18 protein-coding genes are annotated in these 18571 nt (G+C 59.1%); 3 read left to right on the forward strand and 15 right to left on the reverse strand.

Features of this window, described 5'->3' with window-relative positions:
• Positions 1-299: 299 nt before the first annotated feature.
• Positions 300-1400, forward strand: coding sequence for a GTP-binding protein (locus tag HCK86_RS00375; protein ID WP_176082501.1), 1101 nt, complete (start codon positions 300-302; stop codon positions 1398-1400).
• Complete coding sequence (locus HCK86_RS00380) at positions 1400-2386, forward strand: WD40 repeat domain-containing protein (RefSeq protein ID WP_176082502.1); 987 nt, start codon at positions 1400-1402, stop codon at positions 2384-2386. Before HCK86_RS00375 ends, HCK86_RS00380 begins: the two co-directional genes overlap by 1 nt.
• Positions 2387-2390: 4 nt before the next feature.
• On the opposite strand, the gene HCK86_RS00385 is transcribed toward HCK86_RS00380, so the two are convergent.
• The 9 genes from HCK86_RS00385 to HCK86_RS00425 all read right to left on the reverse strand — a co-directional run bounded on the left by HCK86_RS00385 (position 2391) and on the right by HCK86_RS00425 (position 13082).
• Positions 2391-3869, reverse strand: coding sequence for an EAL domain-containing protein (locus tag HCK86_RS00385; protein ID WP_176082503.1), 1479 nt, complete (start codon positions 3867-3869; stop codon positions 2391-2393).
• A 314-nt stretch (positions 3870-4183) separates the two neighbouring features.
• Positions 4184-4585: a F0F1 ATP synthase subunit epsilon gene (locus tag HCK86_RS00390; RefSeq protein ID WP_176082504.1), complete on the reverse strand. Its 402-nt coding sequence runs from the start codon at positions 4583-4585 to the stop codon at positions 4184-4186.
• Between the two features lie 138 nt (positions 4586-4723).
• Positions 4724-6160 (reverse strand): F0F1 ATP synthase subunit beta, encoded by a 1437-nt coding sequence (gene atpD / locus HCK86_RS00395; RefSeq protein WP_176082505.1) that lies wholly within the window; start codon positions 6158-6160, stop codon positions 4724-4726.
• Positions 6161-6181: 21 nt separating this feature from the next.
• Complete coding sequence (locus HCK86_RS00400) at positions 6182-7066, reverse strand: F0F1 ATP synthase subunit gamma (protein ID WP_176082506.1); 885 nt, start codon at positions 7064-7066, stop codon at positions 6182-6184.
• A 31-nt stretch (positions 7067-7097) separates the two neighbouring features.
• Positions 7098-8627, reverse strand: a complete 1530-nt coding sequence (atpA, locus tag HCK86_RS00405) for a F0F1 ATP synthase subunit alpha (protein ID WP_176082507.1) — start codon at positions 8625-8627, stop codon at positions 7098-7100.
• Positions 8627-9193: a F0F1 ATP synthase subunit delta gene (locus tag HCK86_RS00410; RefSeq protein ID WP_176082508.1), complete on the reverse strand. Its 567-nt coding sequence runs from the start codon at positions 9191-9193 to the stop codon at positions 8627-8629. The genes atpA and HCK86_RS00410 overlap by 1 nt, the downstream gene beginning before the upstream one ends.
• Positions 9194-9434: 241 nt before the next feature.
• Positions 9435-9824 carry a hypothetical protein gene (locus HCK86_RS00415; protein WP_176082509.1) on the reverse strand — a complete coding sequence of 130 codons (390 nt, stop codon included), beginning with the start codon at positions 9822-9824 and terminating at the stop codon, positions 9435-9437.
• 65 nt (positions 9825-9889) lie between these two features.
• Complete coding sequence (locus tag HCK86_RS00420) at positions 9890-12100, reverse strand: primosomal protein N' (RefSeq protein ID WP_176082510.1); 2211 nt, start codon at positions 12098-12100, stop codon at positions 9890-9892.
• 70 nt (positions 12101-12170) lie between these two features.
• Entirely contained in the window at positions 12171-13082 is a 912-nt protein-coding gene (locus HCK86_RS00425; protein ID WP_176082511.1) for a 1-acyl-sn-glycerol-3-phosphate acyltransferase, read from the reverse strand.
• Positions 13083-13226: 144 nt separating this feature from the next.
• Between HCK86_RS00425 and HCK86_RS00430 the strand changes: the two genes are divergently transcribed.
• Entirely contained in the window at positions 13227-14162 is a 936-nt protein-coding gene (locus tag HCK86_RS00430) for a tyrosine recombinase XerC (RefSeq protein WP_176082512.1), read from the forward strand.
• Between the two features lie 93 nt (positions 14163-14255).
• On the opposite strand, the gene HCK86_RS00435 is transcribed toward HCK86_RS00430, so the two are convergent.
• The 6 genes from HCK86_RS00435 to HCK86_RS00460 form a co-directional block, all read right to left on the reverse strand.
• The gene (locus HCK86_RS00435; RefSeq protein WP_176082513.1) at positions 14256-14495 is read right to left on the reverse strand and encodes a hypothetical protein; all 240 of its coding nucleotides are present in this window, start codon (positions 14493-14495) and stop codon (positions 14256-14258) included.
• Positions 14496-14711: 216 nt separating this feature from the next.
• Positions 14712-14960, reverse strand: coding sequence for a hypothetical protein (locus tag HCK86_RS00440; RefSeq protein ID WP_176082514.1), 249 nt, complete (start codon positions 14958-14960; stop codon positions 14712-14714).
• Positions 14961-15159: 199 nt separating this feature from the next.
• Entirely contained in the window at positions 15160-15660 is a 501-nt protein-coding gene (locus HCK86_RS00445; RefSeq protein ID WP_176082930.1) for a cytochrome b/b6 domain-containing protein, read from the reverse strand.
• A 100-nt stretch (positions 15661-15760) separates the two neighbouring features.
• Positions 15761-17167: a dihydrolipoyl dehydrogenase gene (gene lpdA / locus HCK86_RS00450; RefSeq protein WP_176082515.1), complete on the reverse strand. Its 1407-nt coding sequence runs from the start codon at positions 17165-17167 to the stop codon at positions 15761-15763.
• A gap of 111 nt (positions 17168-17278) precedes the next feature.
• Positions 17279-17914, reverse strand: a complete 636-nt coding sequence (locus tag HCK86_RS00455) for a LysE family transporter (protein WP_176082931.1) — start codon at positions 17912-17914, stop codon at positions 17279-17281.
• A gap of 28 nt (positions 17915-17942) precedes the next feature.
• A complete protein-coding gene (locus HCK86_RS00460; RefSeq protein ID WP_176082516.1) occupies positions 17943-18557 on the reverse strand; it encodes a LysE family translocator in 615 nt (204 codons plus the stop codon).
• Positions 18558-18571: the final 14 nt, after the last annotated feature.

Raw genomic sequence — 18571 nt, forward strand, 5'->3', positions numbered from 1 at the left:
GGAACTGTGCGCCGGCACCCAATTAAAATTTTTAAATCAGTTTTGATCAAATTTTCAACATAAAAGTCCTCTTCGCATGAAAAGAACGTCATTTCGCAGGCTTTTCCACCGATATGCCAGTTCACAGCACGAATACCTACAGTCGGCCCCATGCTTTTTCCGCCATGGCTGCGAATGCAATCCGCCGGGAGGCTGCAGACGGCAATAGGTGACAGGTTCAGCCGATCAATCCCGAGAGCCGCCTTGCCCCCAGGTTCACCAAATCTTATATAGGTCTTCAAAATCTCAAGGAATTTGCCATGACAGACACGCAAACGACGTCGCCCATTCCGGTTACCGTTCTGACCGGTTATCTGGGCTCTGGAAAGACCACGCTTCTCAACCGCATCCTTTCCGAAAATCACGGCAAGCAATATGCCGTCATCGTCAACGAATTCGGCGAGATCGGCATTGATAACGACCTGATTGTCGAATCCGACGAAGAAATCTACGAAATGAACAATGGCTGTGTCTGCTGCACGGTTCGCGGTGACCTGATCCGCGTTGTCGAAGGCCTGATGCGCCGTCCGCGCCGCTTCGACGGGATCATCATCGAAACCACCGGCCTTGCCGATCCGGTTCCGGTAGCGCAGACCTTCTTCATGGACGATGACGTGCGCACCAAGACCGCGCTCGACGCCGTTGTCACGCTGGTCGATGCCAAGCATCTGCCGCTGCGACTGAAGGACAGCCGCGAGGCCGAGGACCAGATCGCCTTTGCCGACATCGTGCTTCTGAACAAGACCGATCTCGTGACGCCCGAAGAGCTTGCCAATGTTGAAAGCCTGATCCGCGCCATCAACCCTTCGGCGCGCATCCACAGGACCGAGCGTTCGAGCATCGACCTCTCCAAGGTTCTCAACCAGAGCGCCTTCGACCTGAAGCATGTTCTGGAGAACGATCCGCATTTTCTCGACCACGATGATCCGGATCACGTCTGCGGACCCGATTGCGACCATCATCATCACGACCATCATGATCATGACCACCACCACCACGATCATCATGATCATGATCATGATCACGACCACCATCATCATGGCATGTCGGACCACCACGACATCACCGTGACCTCGGTATCGCTTCGCGCCGGTGAACTCGATCCGAACCGCTTCTTCCCGTGGATCCAGTCGGTCACCCAGAATCAGGGACCGAATATTCTCCGCCTGAAGGGCATTCTGGCCTTCAAGAACGATCCGGAGCGCTATGTCGTTCAGGGCGTACATATGATCATCGAGGGCGACCACCAGCGCGCCTGGAAGGACGGCGAGCGCCACGAAAGCCGGCTGGTCTTCATTGGTCGCGAGCTTGACGCCGAAAAACTTGAGAAGACCTTCCACGCCTGCGAGGCAGCGCACTGATGGCCAGTGTCGCGCCTTTTGATCTCGAAGATCACATCGTCGCCGCGCATTATGTCGGCGACGTTCCGTTCTTCGCCAGCGCCAGCGGCGTCATTCATCGCCTTGATGACGGCGCCAAGGCGACAGAGGCCCATGACGGGCTTCTGACCTGCATTCGTGACCCTTTCAGCCCGAGCCTGGTTACCGGCGGTGAAGATGGCCGCGTCCTGCGCATCAACGCCGATGGGACCGTTACGGAGATCGCTTCCCAGCCGCGCAAGTGGATTTCCGTGGTGGCTGCCGGCCCGCAGGGCGCCGTCGCCTATGGGCTCGGCAAGGAAAGCCATGTCGTGCTCAACGGTACGGAACAGGTCTTCACCGAGGCGCGCAGCGTCGAAGCCATCGCTTTCGCGCCGAAGGGTCTGCGGATCGCGGCAGCGCGCTACAACGGTGCCTCCCTGCACTGGGTCACCACAAGCGCGCCGCCGGTCGATCTTGACTGGAAGGGGGCGCATATCATGGCCTGCTTCTCGCCGGATGGCCGTTTTCTCGTGACATCGATGCAGGAAAACGCGCTGCATGGCTGGAAGCTCGACGTCAAGCCGGGCACGGAGGCCCGCCATATGCGCATGTCCGGCTATCCGGCCAAGGTGAAATCCTGGTCGTGGTCGCCACGCGGCAAATGGCTCGCCACGTCCGGCGCACCCGCCGCCATTGTCTGGCCGTTTGCCGGCAAGGACGGCCCGATGGGCAAGGCTCCGCTGGAGCTTGGGACACGTGCCGATATCATGGTCACCAGCGTCGCATTCCACCCGAGCGACGAAGTTCTGGCGATCGGCTTCATTGACGGCATGGTGCTTGCGGTCCGGCTTGCCGACGAAAAGGAAGCGCTGATGCGGCGCCCCGGCAAGGGTGCGATTACGGGCATGTCCTGGGACCCGAGCGGCAAGCGCCTTGCCTTCGCCTCGGACGCTGGCGATTGCGGCATTATCGACCTGTCCGCCTGATCGCTCAGCGACCTTTCGGTCTGTCAAGGATCGCGGCAATGGATTGCGCCGGAACCGGGCGGGAATAGAGATAACCCTGCCCGGACACACCGCCTTGATGCCGGATCCACTCTGCCTGATCTTCAGCTTCGATACCCTCCGCCACGGTCGGCAGACCGAGGGTGGCGCAAAGACCGAGCATGGAGCGGAAGATCTTCTCGCTCTCCTCGTTCTGCCCAAGCCCCATCACGAAGGAACGGTCGATCTTGACCCGATCGAACGGAAACTCGCGCAAATGCCTGAGGCTTGAATAGCCGGTACCGAAATCATCCAGAACGATGCGGACGCCAACGGATGTCAGCCGCGAAATATTGGCATGCGCCGTCTCGATATTCTCCACCAGCGCGGTCTCCGTGATCTCCAGTTCGAGCCGCGAGGCCGGCAAGCCGGTTTCATGAAGAACGGCGATGGTTTTCTCGCAGAATGTCAGATGCCGTAGCTGGCCGGGCGCGACATTGACGGCAATCGGGGTCTCAGAGGCCCATGACTGGGCATCGCGGCAGGCCGTGCGCAGCAGATGCAGATAGAGCTCGTCTATCAACCCGGCATCTTCGGCGACCGGTATGAACTGCCCCGCCTCAAGAAAGCCGAGTCGTGGATTTTGCCATCGCGCCAGCACTTCCACCGCGTTCACGCTTTCATCATCGAGATTGATGATCGGCTGGTAGAATGGCACGACCTCACCGCGCGCCAGCCCCTTGCGCAGTTCCTCCTCAAGCGTCAGACGCTCGCGGATCCGCTTGTCGAGCAAGGCATCAAAATAGGCGCAGCGATTGCGACCGGCGGCTTTCGCCTGATACATCGCAATATCGGCGCGCTGGATCAGCGTCTGCCAGTCTGAAGCGTCCTGCGGATACATGGCAACACCCAGGCTTACCGTGGTATCGATCACCCGCCCGCCGGCCCGGACCGGGCGGGCCACGGCGGTCAGGATCCTCTGCGACAGACCAGCGACAAGCTCGTCGTCAACTTCCTCATCCAGAATGATCGCGAACTCGTCGCCACCGAGACGGGCGACGAAATCATAGGGCCGCAACGCGCCGCTCAACCGCTCAGCCAGCGCCTGCAGCAGCTGGTCGCCAACGCTATGGCCAAGATTGTCATTCACCTGCTTGAAGCGATCGAGATCGAGAAAGATCAGCGCCAGAACGTGATTGCGCCGTCGCGCCCTGACCATCCGGCGGCCGCATTCCTCCTCAAACAGCCGCCGATTGGCAAGCCCAGTCAGCGGATCATGCCGCGCCATCATCGCCGCCTTGCTCTCGGCGAGCCGCCGCCGCTGCACCTCACGGCGCAACTTGCCCGCACGGATGATCAGTTGGACAGCCAGCGCAATGGACGCGACCATCAGAGCGGTGAAAAACTCATCGAGCTGCCAGCTTTCATGCGCCCGGGAGAACCGGTAGAGATGCTCAAACGAATTGACCCTTATGAGAAGAGCCAAGATGCAGACCGCGCCAAGACTAATAAACAGATATGGCCAGCCACCACGCCTGAGCTGCCGAAGGCGTAACCTGTTCTTCCGATTGTGTGGCAACACTGGTCTCACTTTTTATTCAGGAGACAGACGTCTGATCTCCAAGACCTGCAAAAACATCGTCTAGGCTACAATCTAGATCAGAACTGCGAATTTCCAAGCGCAGAACACACCGTATCACCGGCCCGCCCCGTCTTCATGGGCGCCGCACGCCTGTACCCGCTCAACAAAAAAACCGCTGCCGGACAGCAGCGGTTCCTGTATTCTGCAAAAAGCCTTGATCAGGCTGGCAGAACCGTCTTGTTCAGCTGGGTCAGTTCACCCAGCAGCTGCTCGATAGCACTCTTCTTTTCGTGCTGGGCATGTTCCAAATCGGCGCGCAGCTGCTTGATGCGCCGTTCAATCGCGTTGCTTGCCTCACCGACCGGAACCGCCGATTCAGCCAGCACCGTGCAATTTTCGCCCTGGATGTCGGCAAACCCGCCAAACACCAGGAACTGCACCACATCACCTTCCGGTTTGCGGAACTTGACCATGCCGGCCTTCAGCGTCGTCATCATCGGCGCATGATGCGCCATCACGGTTACTTCGCCTTCGCTTGCCGGAATGACCACAGAGCTGACTTCCGCCGAAGCAAGAAGGCGTTCCGGGGAAACAAGTTCGAAAATCAGCGTGTCAGCCATTGTGCTCTCGTCTCTTGTCTGTTTTCCCGGCGACCATGGCTTCAGACGTGACAGCCGGTCCAAGCGCAATCATTATCGTCCGGGCGTTTGGTCCGCGCCCACCAGATCCTGTCCGGTCAGCGCAAAACCCTGTTCGGATCAGGCGGCAGCCGCAAGCTTCTTGGCCTTCTCGACCGCATCCTCGATCGTGCCGACCATATAGAACGCAGCTTCCGGAAGGTGGTCATACTCACCCTCGACCAGCCCCTTGAACGAGCGGATCGTGTCTTCCAGCGACACCAGAACACCCGGCGAACCGGTGAAGACTTCGGCGACGTGGAAAGGCTGCGACAGGAAGCGCTCGATCTTGCGGGCGCGGGCAACCGTCAGCTTGTCTTCTTCCGAAAGCTCATCCATGCCGAGGATAGCGATGATGTCCTGCAGCGACTTGTAGCGCTGCAGCGTCGACTGAACGGCACGGGCAACCCCATAATGCTCTTCACCGACAATCAGCGGGTCCAGCATGCGCGAGGTCGAATCGAGCGGGTCAACAGCCGGGTAAATGCCCTTTTCAGCGATCGAACGGTTCAGCGTCGTCGTTGCGTCAAGGTGGGCAAAGGAGGTCGCCGGCGCCGGGTCGGTCAAGTCGTCGGCGGGCACGTAAATGGCCTGCACCGAGGTGATCGAACCCTTGGTGGTCGAGGTAATACGCTCCTGCAGGGCGCCCATGTCGGTTGCCAGGGTCGGCTGATAGCCAACGGCCGAAGGAATACGGCCAAGCAGAGCCGAAACTTCTGAACCGGCCTGGGTGAAGCGGAAGATGTTGTCGACGAAGAACAGAACGTCCTGACCCTGATCGCGGAACGATTCAGCAATCGTCAGACCGGACAGCGCGACGCGGGCACGGGCACCCGGAGGCTCATTCATCTGACCATAGACCAGTGCGCACTTGGAACCGGCTGCAGAGCCGTTGTTCTTGTGCGGATCGACGTTAACATTCGACTCGATCATTTCGTGATAGAGGTCGTTGCCTTCGCGGGTACGCTCACCAACGCCGGCAAACACCGAATAACCACCATGCGCCTTGGCGATGTTGTTGATCAGTTCCTGAATCAGAACCGTCTTGCCAACGCCGGCGCCGCCGAACAGGCCGATCTTGCCGCCCTTGGCGTAAGGTGCCAAGAGGTCGACGACCTTGATGCCCGTAACCAGGATCTCGGCTTCGGTCGACTGTTCGATATAGGGCGGAGCTTCCTGATGGATGCCGCGGCGCTCGGTTGTTTCCACCGCGCCGAGTTCATCAACCGGCTCGCCGATCACGTTCAGGATTCGGCCAAGCGTTGCTTCACCGACCGGAACCGAAATCGGAACGCCAGTATTGGTTACCTTCTGACCGCGAACGAGACCTTCGGTCGCATCCATGGCGATGGTACGGACTTCATTCTCGCCGAGGTGCTGGGCAACCTCAAGCACGAGACGATGACCGTTATTTTCGGTTTCAAGCGCATTCAAGATCTTCGGCAGCTCACCGTCGAAAGCTACGTCCACGACGGCGCCGATGATCTGCGTTACTTTACCGACAGAGGCCTCAGCCATGTCAAAACCCTCTTTTTAGTGTCAGAGCGCCTCGGCGCCCGCAATAATCTCAATCAGTTCCGTGGTGATCTGTGCCTGACGCTGACGGTTGTAGGACAGCGTCAGCTTGTCGATCATCTCACCGGCATTGCGCGTCGCATTATCCATCGCCGACATCTTGGCGCCCATCTCACCGGCCACATTTTCGAGCAGCGCCCGGAAAATCTGCACCCGGATGTTGAGCGGCACAAGCCGGGTCAGAATGCTTTCCGCATCCGGCTCATATTCATAAGGCGTTGTCGCTTCCGCGCCCGCCACGTCGGCGGTCTCCGGTGCTGCCGCCGGGATCAGCTGCAGACCGGTCGGCACCTGCGAGATGACCGACTTGAATTCAGCATAAAACAGCGTGCAGACGTCAAACGCGCCATCCGCAAACATTTTCATGATGCGATTGCCGATGTCCTCGGCATTCGAAAAGCCGATCTTGCGGACTTCGCGCAGATCCGCGCGTTCCACCACCAGCTCGCCAAACTCCCGGCGCAGCGCGTCAAAGCCCTTGCGACCGACGCAGAATAGCTTGACCGTCTTGCCCTCGGCAATCAGCTTGCGGGCGTGATCGCGGGCAAAACGCGCGATCGACGAGTTAAAGCCGCCGCAAAGACCGCGTTCAGCGGTGCAGACAACGAGGAGATGGACATTGTCCTTGCCATTACCCTTCATCAGGGCCGGCACATCCTCGCCATTGCCGACGGCGACCGAAAGGTCAGCCATCACCTTGCTCATGCGCTCCGAATAGGGCCGCGCATGCTCCGCAGCCTCCTGAGCACGACGCAGCTTCGCCGCGGCGACCATTTGCATCGCCTTGGTGATCTTCTGCGTCGCCTTCACCGAGGCAATGCGAAGCTTCAGATCCTTCAATGAAGCCATGGATTCACGATCCTCGCTCTAGCACCCGGTTTCAGGAGAAGTTCTTGGCGAATGCTTCAATAGCCGCCTTGAGCTTGCCCTTCAGTTCATCATTCAGCGCCTTCTGGGTCCGAATACCCTCCAGAACGTCGCTGGCTTCACCGCGCAGATAGCCCAGAAGCCCCTGCTCGAACTTGCCGACCTGATTGACCGGCAGCTTGTCAAGATAGCCGTTCACGCCGGCGTAAATGACAGCAACCTGTTCTTCGGTCTTCAGCGGCGAGAACTGCGGCTGCTTCAAAAGCTCGGTCAGACGCGCACCGCGGTTCAGCAGGCGCTGGGTCGCGGCATCAAGGTCGGAGCCGAACTGGGCGAAGGCCGCCATTTCGCGATACTGAGCAAGCTCACCCTTGATCGAGCCGGCAACCTGCTTCATCGCCTTGATCTGGGCCGACGAACCAACGCGCGACACCGACAGACCAACGTTAACGGCCGGACGGATACCCTGATAGAACAGATCGGTTTCAAGGAAGATCTGACCATCCGTGATCGAGATCACATTGGTCGGAATGAAGGCCGAAACGTCGTTGCCCTGGGTTTCGATGACCGGCAGCGCCGTCAGCGAACCTGCGCCACGATCTTCGGAGAGCTTGGCAGCACGTTCCAGAAGACGCGAATGCAGGTAGAAAACGTCACCTGGATAGGCTTCACGGCCCGGCGGGCGGCGCAGCAGCAGCGACATCTGGCGATAGGCCACAGCCTGCTTGGAAAGGTCATCATAAGCGATCAGGGCATGCATGCCGTTATCGCGGAAATATTCGCCGATCGCGCAGCCGGCGAAGGGCGCGATATACTGCATCGGAGCCGGATCGGAGGCGGTCGCCGCGATCACGACCGAATATTCCAGCGCGCCGCGCTCTTCGAGCACCTTCACGAACTGGGCGACGGTCGAACGCTTCTGGCCGACGGCGACATAGATGCAATAGAGCTTTTCCGAATCCGGACCGGAAGCGTGGATCGGCTTCTGGTTCAGGAAGGTGTCGAGAATGATCGCGGTCTTGCCGGTCTGGCGGTCGCCGATGACGAGCTCGCGCTGGCCGCGGCCGATCGGGATCAGAGCATCGACGGCCTTAAGACCGGTCGACATCGGCTCATGCACCGACTTGCGCGGAATGATGCCCGGTGCCTTGACGTCGACGCGCGAACGCTGATCGGCAACGATCGGGCCCTTGCCGTCAATCGGGTTACCCAGCGCATCAACAACGCGGCCGAGCAGACCCGGACCGACAGGAACGTCAACGATGGCGCCGGTCCGCTTGACGACGTCGCCTTCGCCGATATCCCGGTCAGAACCGAAAACAACAACACCGACATTATCCGCTTCCAGGTTCAGAGCCATGCCCTGCACGCCGGAGGCGAATTCAACCATTTCACCAGCCTGCACATTGTCCAGACCGTAAACACGAGCAATACCGTCACCAACCGAAAGGACCTGGCCGACTTCCGAGACTTCTGCCTCCTCGCCGAAATTTTTGATCTGCTCTTTCAGAATTGCGGAAATTTCCGCGGCCCGGATATCCATCAGCCAACCTCTTTCAGTGAAAGCTTAAGTTTGGAGAGTTTCGTACGCAGGGATGTATCGATCTGGCGTGCACCGACCTTAACGATCATGCCGCCGAGAAGCGAAGCATCCTCGGTCAGGGAAAGACTTACATTCTTGCCCGTGACACCTTTCAGCGCCGTCTTCAATTCTTCCTGTTGTTCCTTGGTCAGCGCATGCGCGACCGTCACGTCCGCCGTGAGTTCGCCGCGCTTTTCAGCCACAAGCGACTTATAGGCGGCAATCATGCCCGGAAGGGCAAAAAGCCTGCGGTTTCTGGCGACCAGCTTGACGAAATTGGCAGCCAGGCCTGAAACGCCAGCCTTATCAAGCACAGCCACGATCGCGCGGGACTGTTCGTCGGCGCTGAATACGGGGCTTGCGATAAGACGGCGGAAATCCGCACTTTTCTGGTCAAGCGATTCGATGATCTGAAGCGCAGCGCCGGTCTCATCGATGCTGCCGGCTTCTTCAGCGAGCTCGAATAGCGAAACGGCGTAACGCCGCGCCACGTCGGAAACGGGTTGCGATGCGTCTGTCACAGGCACTTAATCCCCTCAAACCTAAGGCCACCCTTACCCCGCTCCCCATGCGGACAAGTGACCTGAAAACGATCAGTATATCCCCGAGAAACAGCAAAAAAACGGCCTTGCTCTTTCAATAGTCGGCCTCCGTCTAGCACAGGAAACCCTCCCTCGCAACACAGGTTTACCCGCTTTCAAGGCCTCTGTGAGCTTTCTGGGACATAAGTAGAATATGATCAAAAACAGAGCTCTAAAAGAGCGCCTGTCAGAACCATCCCAGACCGTAAAGCAGCATGAATACGCCCCCTACGATCTGAAGGACCAGAAAGATGCCACCGCGCACCGACCGATCCTTGAGCGTCGCCATCCACAACAGCCGGGTCAGAAAGCCGAAAATCAGCGCCAGCCCGATCGTGCGGTAAACCATCTGTTGATTGAAAAGCAGCGCCATCAGCGAAAGGCCAGCATAGGCGCCGCCGATAAAGGAGCGCACCTGAATGCTCTGCATATTCTCTTCGCGCAGGCCGGAAAAGCCGGCCATGGCCAGCAGGCGCAGAGGCGCGAGCGCGACAATCAGTCCCCAAACGAAAATCACGATTGCCATGAAAAGCGCAACCTGTCCGACAAAACTGTCAGGCCAGTAAAGACTCATCATCTCCTCCACATCCTTGCATACCACCCGCCCGTCGCCACCAGGCAACCAGCTTTTATGTTTATTAGTTAGAGGAAGCTTTGGGGATCAATGTCAAGCTGAACATGAACAGAACCCCGCTCTTTTGGACCATTCGCGATCATTGTCGCCAGATAGGACTGGATATCGTCGCCGCGCCGACCATGCACCAGCAGCCGGAAACGATGGCGTCCCCTGACCAGCGCAAGCGGCGCTTCTGCCGGCCCGAGAATAGCAATTGTCGGCACAAAGGGCGCCGCCGCGCGCAAGCCCCGCGCATGCTGCTCGGCATCCTGCCGGGTATCGGCCGAGATGATCACCGCGGCAAGCCGGCCAAAGGGGGGCAATCCGCCCTTTTCGCGCTCGTTGATCTCGCGCTCGTAAAAGGCCTCCGCGTCGCCGGAGACGATGGCCTGCATCACCGGATGCATCGGCTGGTAGGTCTGAATGAGGCCCAGGCTTTTGCGCCCGGTCCGCCCGGCCCGGCCCGTCACCTGCGACAGAAGCTGGAAGGTCCGCTCCGCCGCCCGCGGATCGCCATTGGACAGGCCGATATCAGCATCGACAACCCCCACCAGCGTGATCAGCGGGAAGTTATGCCCCTTGGCCACCAGCTGCGTGCCGATGACGATATCCGCCTCGCCCCTGGCAACAGCCTCAAGCTCCAGTCTCAGCCGCTTGACGCCACCGGCAAGATCGGACGACAGGACGATGATCCGCTTTTCCGGGAAATGCTTCTCCGCCTCCTCGGCGATTCGCTCGACCCCCGGCCCGCAGGCCGCCAGATGATCGAGCGTACCGCATTCCGGGCAGGCTTCCGGCACACGCTCGGCATAGCCGCAGTGATGGCACATCAGCTGACCGCGAAAGCGGTGCTCCACCAGCCAGCTGGCGCAGTTCGGGCACTGGAAGCGATGGCCGCAGACCCGGCACAGCGTCAGCGGCGCATAGCCACGCCGGTTGAGGAACAGCAGCGCCTGCTCCCCGCGCCCGACTGTCTTGCCCATTTCCTCCAGAAGAACCGGCGACAGAAAACCGCCGCGTGCCGGCGGATGGCGCCTGAGATCGACCGTTCTGAGATCCGGCAGCGCGGCTTCGCGATAACGGCCGGGCAGATGGATCCGTTCATAGCGGCCAGCCAGTGCATTGACCTGACTTTCAACCGACGGCGTTGCAGACACCAGAACCACCGGAAAGCCGCCGATCCGCGCCCTGACAACCGCCATGTCGCGGGCATTGTAGAAGACCCGGTCCTCCTGCTTGTAGGCGGGGTCATGTTCTTCATCGACGATGATCAGCCCGAGATCGGAAAAAGGCAGGAACAGAGCCGAGCGCGCACCCGCCACAACCCGGATCTCCCCCTCCGCGGTCTGACGCCAGACCTTTTCGCGCATGCGCGGCGGAAGATCGGAATGCCATTCACCGGGCTTTGCGCCAAAGCGATCCTCGAAACGCTCGAGAAAGGCCGCCGTCAGCGCGATCTCCGGCAGCAAGATCAGCACCTGCTTGCCCCGTTTCAGCGTTTCGGCGATCGCCTCGAAATAGACTTCGGTCTTGCCGGAACCGGTAACGCCATCAATCAGCGAAACCGAAAAGACATGTTGTGCCGCAGCATTGCGCAGCGCCTCTCCCGCCTCACGCTGATCACCGATCAGATCGGCTGGCGCATGATCGGCATCGGGCGCGGCAACAACCGGCGGCGGCGGCAGAAATTCCGTATCGAAGACCCCTGCCTTCATCAGCCCGTCGACGACGCTGGGCGTCACGCCCGCCGCCCGGGCCAGACCGAGCCGTGTCCAGCCCGTGCCATTCTCAGCCAGCTCCAGAACGCGGGCGCGCGCCGGCGTCAGCCGTTCCGGACGTGCGTCCGTCAGCACCAGCCCCTCGACCATCGGCTCCGGCTCAAGCGCTGCCGGTGCGCGCATCGCCATGCGGGCAATCAGACCCGGAGGCGACAATGTATAGGCCGCCACCCAGTCGATGAAACGGCGCATGTCATCCGAAACCGGCGGGCAGTCGAACACATGGCTGATCGGGCGCAGCTTTTTGGGATCGACGCCGCCGCCATCGCCCTCATCCCAGACAACGCCGATCAGCTGGCGCGGCCCCACCGGCACCTGAACGATACTGCCCGGCTGCACCGCCATGCCTTCGGGCACGGCATAGGAATAGGGCCCCTGAACAGGCAAAGGCACGAGGACGGGCACCGTTCGCTTCAACACCGGTGCTTCACCAAAAAGATCGAGCAGTTCTTTTGTCATTGGCCTTTGAGATTGCCGGTCATGGGCCCGAAAGTGAAGCAGCAGACATCACAAAACAGGCAACACCACCTCAAGCGGCGGACTTGAAAGAGAAGACGGCGTCCGGATTGTCAGCCAGCGCATGAACAGTGTGATATTCCAGCGCCGCCGTGGCCGCCTGCGGATCACCATCCAGCTGATCAGGCATGATCATGTTGCCGATGGTGAAGTCGAACCGGTCGCCCTTCTTGTTGAGCAGTTCATGAAACACGGTCATGTCGCGAAGCTCGGTCGACCATTTGGCGAACCAGTAGAACAGGCCGGAATTGCGTGCCTTCAGATTCACCGGCAGCACCGGCAGATTGTATTTGCGCGCAAATCCGACGGCGGAGGTCTTCCAGGGGCGCTCATTGAGCTTGCCATTGGCCCAGTAGGCAATCCGTCCGGAGGGGAACAGCACGGTCGCCTTCTCCTCCTTGATGGCCCGGTTGGTGACCTGCAGCGTCTCACGCGCCTTGAGCTTGCTCTTGAACTCCTCGCGCCATTCCACCGGAATCACCATCTCGACAAGGCGCGGATTGACCCGGACGGCATCCCTGTTGGCGAAGAACATCATGTCCGGCCGGCGATCCTTCAGCAGATCGAACACCGCCACACCATCGGCAATGCCGGTCGGGTGATTGGAGACCATCAGAAAACCACCGCTTGCCGGAATCCGGTCACGCTGCTGGCAATTGATATCGAGCTTCAGCTTGTTGCTGAGATATTCCATCACCTGATAGCCACCCATGGACTGGGTGTCATTGGCAAATTCTATCGCCCGCCCGTAACCGAGCATGGCATAGAGAAAGGGTCGCATGACCGGCCAGAAAGGGCTGTGGACAATCTTCTGACCACGCTCGGCAATCAGGGTATCGACGATATGACCGGGTCGCCCCTGGGACACCAGGGCAATCGCCTCGGCGAACTGCGCCAGGGCTGATGATGACTCACGACGCGCCATTGTAATTCCCGCATCCCTCGGAGGAATTATATGTTATTTCAATATGAAAGAACAATGACACCTCCCTCTGATCCGTTAGCTTTTTGCTAACACACTTTACTGCAAAATCGTCAACCAGCAAGAAAATCCTTGGACCGTCAACGCATGGAAACATTTCTCGTTCCCGCTGATGCGGCATTGAATGCGCTTCGTCAAGACTGGCTGTCATCGCTGACGGACGAACGCCGACTGTCCGACAACACCCTGATCGCCTATGAGCGTGATACACGGCAGTTTCTGCAGTTCCTCTGCGGCCATCTGGCCCACCCTGTCCATCTTGACGACATTGCCACGCTCAGACCTTCCGATCTTCGTGCCTATCTGGCTTTTCGCCGCAAGAGCGGCGTGGAGGCACGAACGCTGGGCCGCGAGCTGGCGGGCCTGCGCTCCTTCCTGCGCTGGCTGGAAAAAAAGGGCCTTGCCAATGCGGCCGGCGCGCGCGCCATGCGTTCACCGCGTCAGCCGAAGTCGTTGCCAAAGCCTCTGGCGCGCGATGAGGCGATTCTTGTGACCCAGGCGGCCACTCAGCGCGCCGAAGAACCCTGGATTGCCGCCCGCAACGCCGCCGTCTTCTGCCTGCTCTATGGTGCGGGCCTGCGCATCTCCGAAGCGCTCGGCCTGACGCCCGGTGCATTTGCCGGTCAGCCGACCGCACTGCGCATCCATGGCAAGGGCAACAAGACACGGCTGGTTCCCCTGCTCGAAATCGTCCGGAAAAGCGTCGAGGACTATATGCACCTCTGCCCCTATACGCCCGGACCCGAGGAAGCACTGTTTCGCGGCGAAAAAGGCAAGCCGCTTCAACCCGCGATCATCCAGCGTGAGATGCAGGCCATGCGCGGGGCGCTCGGACTGCCGGATACAGCCACGCCGCATGCACTGCGCCATTCCTTCGCCACACATCTTCTGGCCGCAGGCGGCGACCTCAGAACCATCCAGGAGCTGCTCGGCCATGCCAGCCTGTCAACCACGCAGATCTATACCGGCGTGGATACGGGCCGGCTGCTCGAGATCTATGACCGCGCCCATCCACGTGGCTGAAACGGCACTGAAAGTCGCAGCGCCCCAGACAGCCGGATAACAAAAAGCCCCGCAGCCGGACTGCGGGGCTTTGGTCACCGTCAATGACAGCGATCAGTGCCGCTGAGCGTGCATGTCAACCAGCTTGAACGTGCCGTTGTCACCGACGCGATAGGTCTTCACAACGTCCTCGTCCATCAAGTCCTTTGCCTCAACCGACACCAGATCGCCAACCTTTGCCAGCTTTGCAAGCGCAACCTCGGCCACACTCTTTTCCGAAGCGTCCGCGGCAGCAAAACACGCACCAGCACTAACCGTGAAAGCGAGAACCGACATCACAACCAATTTCTTCATGATCATCTCCTGTATCAATTATCTTTTGGTAAGATGCTCATGAACCATATCCAGATATATTTCGAACCTATTATATATATACCAATATTCAGAAAAAAATTACGCAATAAAATCATAATCAATACTGATTGATCACCCTATTTGGCACGAGAAATGAAGAAGGCCCCGCAAAGTTTCCCTGCGGGGCCTTCTTCCTGACTGTCAGTCGGTTTTGCCTTAATGGGCAGAATCGAGATGCTGCTGCGTATCAACGAGCTTGAATGTGCTATTCGGGCCGACACGATAGGTCTTCACCATCGGCTTCCCGACAAGGTCCTGACTCTGAACGGAAATCAATGATCCCACCGGAGCCTGACGCTCGGCGGCGACCTGTGCCGGGGACTGTTCGACCATCGGCTGGGCAGCAAAGGCTGCACTGGCGCCAGCGATCAGGGCAATAGCAGATGCGGCAATAATCTTTTTCATTTCAGTCTCCTTGGGTTTTCGCTCAATGCGGCCTTACCGACCGTCTGAGTTTAATTTGGAGCTGACATAGTTTTTCTTCAAGAGTAAAAGAGTCGAAAAAAGAAAAAATGAATATTAATTCTTTTTAACGAAACAACATCAAAGTTTAGCAACAATTCGTTACATTCGCATCACGCCGTCCCACGACAAACAGGCGCGATCAGCCGCGCGTCATTCGCCGCAACACATCCGACTTCCACCAATATTGATGCACGACCACCGCCGCAACATGCGCCACGATCAGCGCCCAGAGCAGGACCTTCAGCGGCCCGCCATGGACTTCACCCGCAATATCGACACCGCCATAATAGGCCAGCATGCCGCTGACCGGCATCAGGATGAACAGGATGTAGAAGGTCCAGTGGGCAATCCGGGCGGCAAGCTGCAGAACCGGCGGCTCCTGCTCGGGCTCGGCCGGAACGCCGCGGCTAAGCCGGAGTGCCAGCCGCAGCAGTGCCAGAACGAGAATCGCAATGCCGACATAAGCATGGATATTGGCCGACGATATCTCGTCTGCCGTCGCCGTCTGGCCGCTCGAGACCAGCCGGGACCAATGTTCCATTCCGTCCGAGAAGATTAGATTGAAGAAAATCAACAGCATCATCGCCCAGTGAAGGATGCGTTGCGACAGTGAGAAGGAAAGTGGAGTGGCAGACACTATTTTTCTCCGATTTTTCAAAGAGATAGATGCGTCGCCAGTTAATAAAAATGCGGCCTGCAAGGCAAGCCGCATTTTCGTCTTCACTAATTTAGCCGTCTGATTACAGATGGATCGGCTTGAAGAAGGTGGCCATGGCGGCTTCCTTGACGGCCTCCGACATGGTCGGATGCGCGTGGCAGGTGCGCCCCAGATCTTCCGACGAGCCGCCAAATTCCATCAGCACAGCCGCTTCGTGGATCATTTCACCGGCGCCGAAGCCAACGATGTGAACACCGAGGACGCGATCCGTAGCCTTGTCAGCCAGAACCTTGACGAAACCGTCCGTCGCTTCCATGGCGCGGGCGCGACCATTGGCCATGAAGGGGAACTTGCCCGAATTGTAGGCGATCCCCGCAGCTTTCAGCTCTTCCTCGGTCTTGCCGACGGCAGCCACTTCGGGCTGGGTGTAGACAACACTCGGAATCACGTCGTAATTCACATGACCTGCCTGACCGGTCAGGATTTCGGCCAGAGCGACACCTTCGTCTTCGGCCTTGTGCGCCAGCATCGGGCCCTTGACGACGTCACCGATGGCATAGATCCCGTCGACATTGGTCTTGAAGTGATGGTCGATCTCAACCCGGCCGCGTTCATCAAGCTTCACACCAGCCTCTTCGAGGCCAAGGCCAGCCGTATAGGGCTTGCGGCCGGTCGAGACCAGAACGATATCGGCTTCCAGCGTTTCCGCATCCCCGCCCTTGACCGGCTCAAAGGTCACCTTGGCGCCCTTCTCGGCCTTTTCGACGGCGGTCACCTTGGCAGACAGCTTGAAGTCCAGCCCCTGCTTGGCCAGCATCTTCTGGAACTGCTTGGAAACTTCGCCGTCCATCGGGCCGAGTATCTTGTCGAGATATTCGACAACCGTGACCTTGGCACCGAGCCGCGACCAGACCGAGCCGAGTTCCAGACCGATCACGCCACCGCCGACGACGACGAGCTTTTCCGGTACGGACTTCAGAGCGATCGCGCCGGTGGAGGAAACGATGGTTTCTTCGTCGATATCAACGGCCACACCGGGGATACCGGCAACGTCCGAGCCGGTGGCAATCACAATATTCTTGGCTTCGATCTCCTGAACCGCGCCATCTTCCGCCGTCACGGAAACCTTGCCGGCAGAAACGATCTTGCCGGTGCCCTGGAAAGCATCGATCTTGTTCTTCTTGAACAGGAAGGCCACGCCGTCGACATTCGACTTCACGACGCTATCCTTGTGGGCCATCAGCTTGTCATGATCGAGTTCGACGCCGGCGAGCTTGACGCCGAGGCTTTCCATGCCATGCGCCGCATGGGCGTAGGTTTCCGAGGCATGCAGCAGCGCCTTTGAGGGGATGCAGCCGACATTGAGGCAGGTTCCGCCATAGGTGGCGCGCTTTTCGACAACGGCAACCTTCAGCCCGAGCTGGGAGGCCTTGACCGCGCAGACATAGCCGCCAGGGCCGGATCCGATTACTACAACATCATATGCCATGGAACTTCCTCTTCTTATCCCGGTGAACCGGACCGGACCGATGCTTTCTGCTTCGCCCGATACCATGGTCCACCCGTTTGAAAAACAGTTAAACCGAATCCGCCTTGCGCATCAGCCCGCCTTCTCTGTGGCAAGCTTCAGCCCGAAGGCGATGAACACAGCGCCACTGGCGCGGTTGATCCATGTGCTGGCCCGTTCAAATCCCGCCCGCATCTGCGGCATCGTCAAAAACAGCGAAACGCCGACAAACCAGGCGATCAGGCAGCTCGCCATCACCAGCCCATAGCCGAATTTCACCGCCGAGGGCGTCGACAGGCTGACGACGGCGGAGAAAATCGACAGGAAGAAGATCACCGGTTTCGGGTTCAGCGCATTGGCCAGAAAGCCGAGCAGAAAGGCGCGACCGGCGCTTTGGCGGGCGGCCGGCACTGCGGCAACATCCTGCTGCAGCGACACCTTTCCGGCACGCAGTGACTGGATGCCAAGAAAGACGAGATAGGCAACGCCCAGCCATTTGACGATATTGAACAGCAGAATCGATTTCGAAATGATCAGGCCAAGACCAAGGATCGTGTAGCTGACATGAAACATCAGCGAGGTGCCGATGCCGAAACTGGTCAGGACAGCCGCCTTGCGCCCGTGCAGCACCGCCTGACGGATCACCATTGCCGTATCGGCACCCGGCGCGACAATGGCGAATGAAAACACCGCCATCAATGATGCCAATTCGATCAGATACTGATGCAGCACGCTCTAAACCTCCGACTGGAACCTGTCACTGCCGCGCGAGCGCCAGCTTCAAACCGAAACCGGCAAAGGCGAGCGCCACCGAACGCCGCATCCAGACCATGACCCGCTCGCTGGAAAGAACGCGGTCGCGCATCAGCGCCGACAGCTGACCATAAATGACGAAGACGATGAATGTCATCACCATGAAGGTCGCAGACAATTCCAGCATCTGCAACAGCGCGCTGCCGCGCCCTGCATCGATGAACTGCGGCAGAAAGGCGAGAAAAAACACCGACAGCTTCGGGTTCAGAATATTGAGCAGAAATCCGTCGCGCACGACACCAGCCATGCTGCGCGTCTTCATGCCGGCGGATGAGACCGCCATGGCGCCACGCTCTTTCAGCGTCATCCATGCCAGATAGACGAGATAGGCGACACCGGCGATCTTGACCGCCTGAAAGGCAATCGCACTGGTGTGAAACAGGGCGGCGAGCCCCAAGATCGACGCGGCGATTGCCGGAACAATGCCGATCGTGCAGCCAAGGGCGGCGGCGATGGAAGCGCGCCGCCCCTGCGAGAGACCGATAGCAAGGGTGTAGACGACACCCGTGCCGGGGATAAGGACCACGACCAGCGCAGTGATGAGAAATTCGACGCTCATGGTCCTGCCCCCAA

This window comes from Martelella sp. HB161492, assembly GCF_013184775.1.
In the GTDB taxonomy this organism is placed as follows: Bacteria; Pseudomonadota; Alphaproteobacteria; order Rhizobiales; family Rhizobiaceae; genus Martelella.

Coding starts and splice junctions, on each gene's coding strand:
- HCK86_RS00375 (WP_176082501.1), top strand. CDS start 300: ATGACAGACACGCAAACGACGTCGCCCATTCCGGTTACCGTTCTGACC.
- HCK86_RS00380 (WP_176082502.1), top strand. CDS start 1,400: ATGGCCAGTGTCGCGCCTTTTGATCTCGAAGATCACATCGTCGCCGCG.
- HCK86_RS00390 (WP_176082504.1), bottom strand. CDS start 4,585: ATGGCTGACACGCTGATTTTCGAACTTGTTTCCCCGGAACGCCTTCTT.
- atpD (WP_176082505.1), bottom strand. CDS start 6,160: ATGGCTGAGGCCTCTGTCGGTAAAGTAACGCAGATCATCGGCGCCGTC.
- HCK86_RS00400 (WP_176082506.1), bottom strand. CDS start 7,066: ATGGCTTCATTGAAGGATCTGAAGCTTCGCATTGCCTCGGTGAAGGCG.
- atpA (WP_176082507.1), bottom strand. CDS start 8,627: ATGGATATCCGGGCCGCGGAAATTTCCGCAATTCTGAAAGAGCAGATC.
- HCK86_RS00415 (WP_176082509.1), bottom strand. CDS start 9,824: ATGATGAGTCTTTACTGGCCTGACAGTTTTGTCGGACAGGTTGCGCTT.
- HCK86_RS00420 (WP_176082510.1), bottom strand. CDS start 12,100: ATGACAAAAGAACTGCTCGATCTTTTTGGTGAAGCACCGGTGTTGAAG.
- HCK86_RS00425 (WP_176082511.1), bottom strand. CDS start 13,082: ATGGCGCGTCGTGAGTCATCATCAGCCCTGGCGCAGTTCGCCGAGGCG.
- HCK86_RS00430 (WP_176082512.1), top strand. CDS start 13,227: ATGGAAACATTTCTCGTTCCCGCTGATGCGGCATTGAATGCGCTTCGT.
- HCK86_RS00435 (WP_176082513.1), bottom strand. CDS start 14,495: ATGAAGAAATTGGTTGTGATGTCGGTTCTCGCTTTCACGGTTAGTGCT.
- HCK86_RS00440 (WP_176082514.1), bottom strand. CDS start 14,960: ATGAAAAAGATTATTGCCGCATCTGCTATTGCCCTGATCGCTGGCGCC.
- lpdA (WP_176082515.1), bottom strand. CDS start 17,167: ATGGCATATGATGTTGTAGTAATCGGATCCGGCCCTGGCGGCTATGTC.
- HCK86_RS00460 (WP_176082516.1), bottom strand. CDS start 18,557: ATGAGCGTCGAATTTCTCATCACTGCGCTGGTCGTGGTCCTTATCCCC.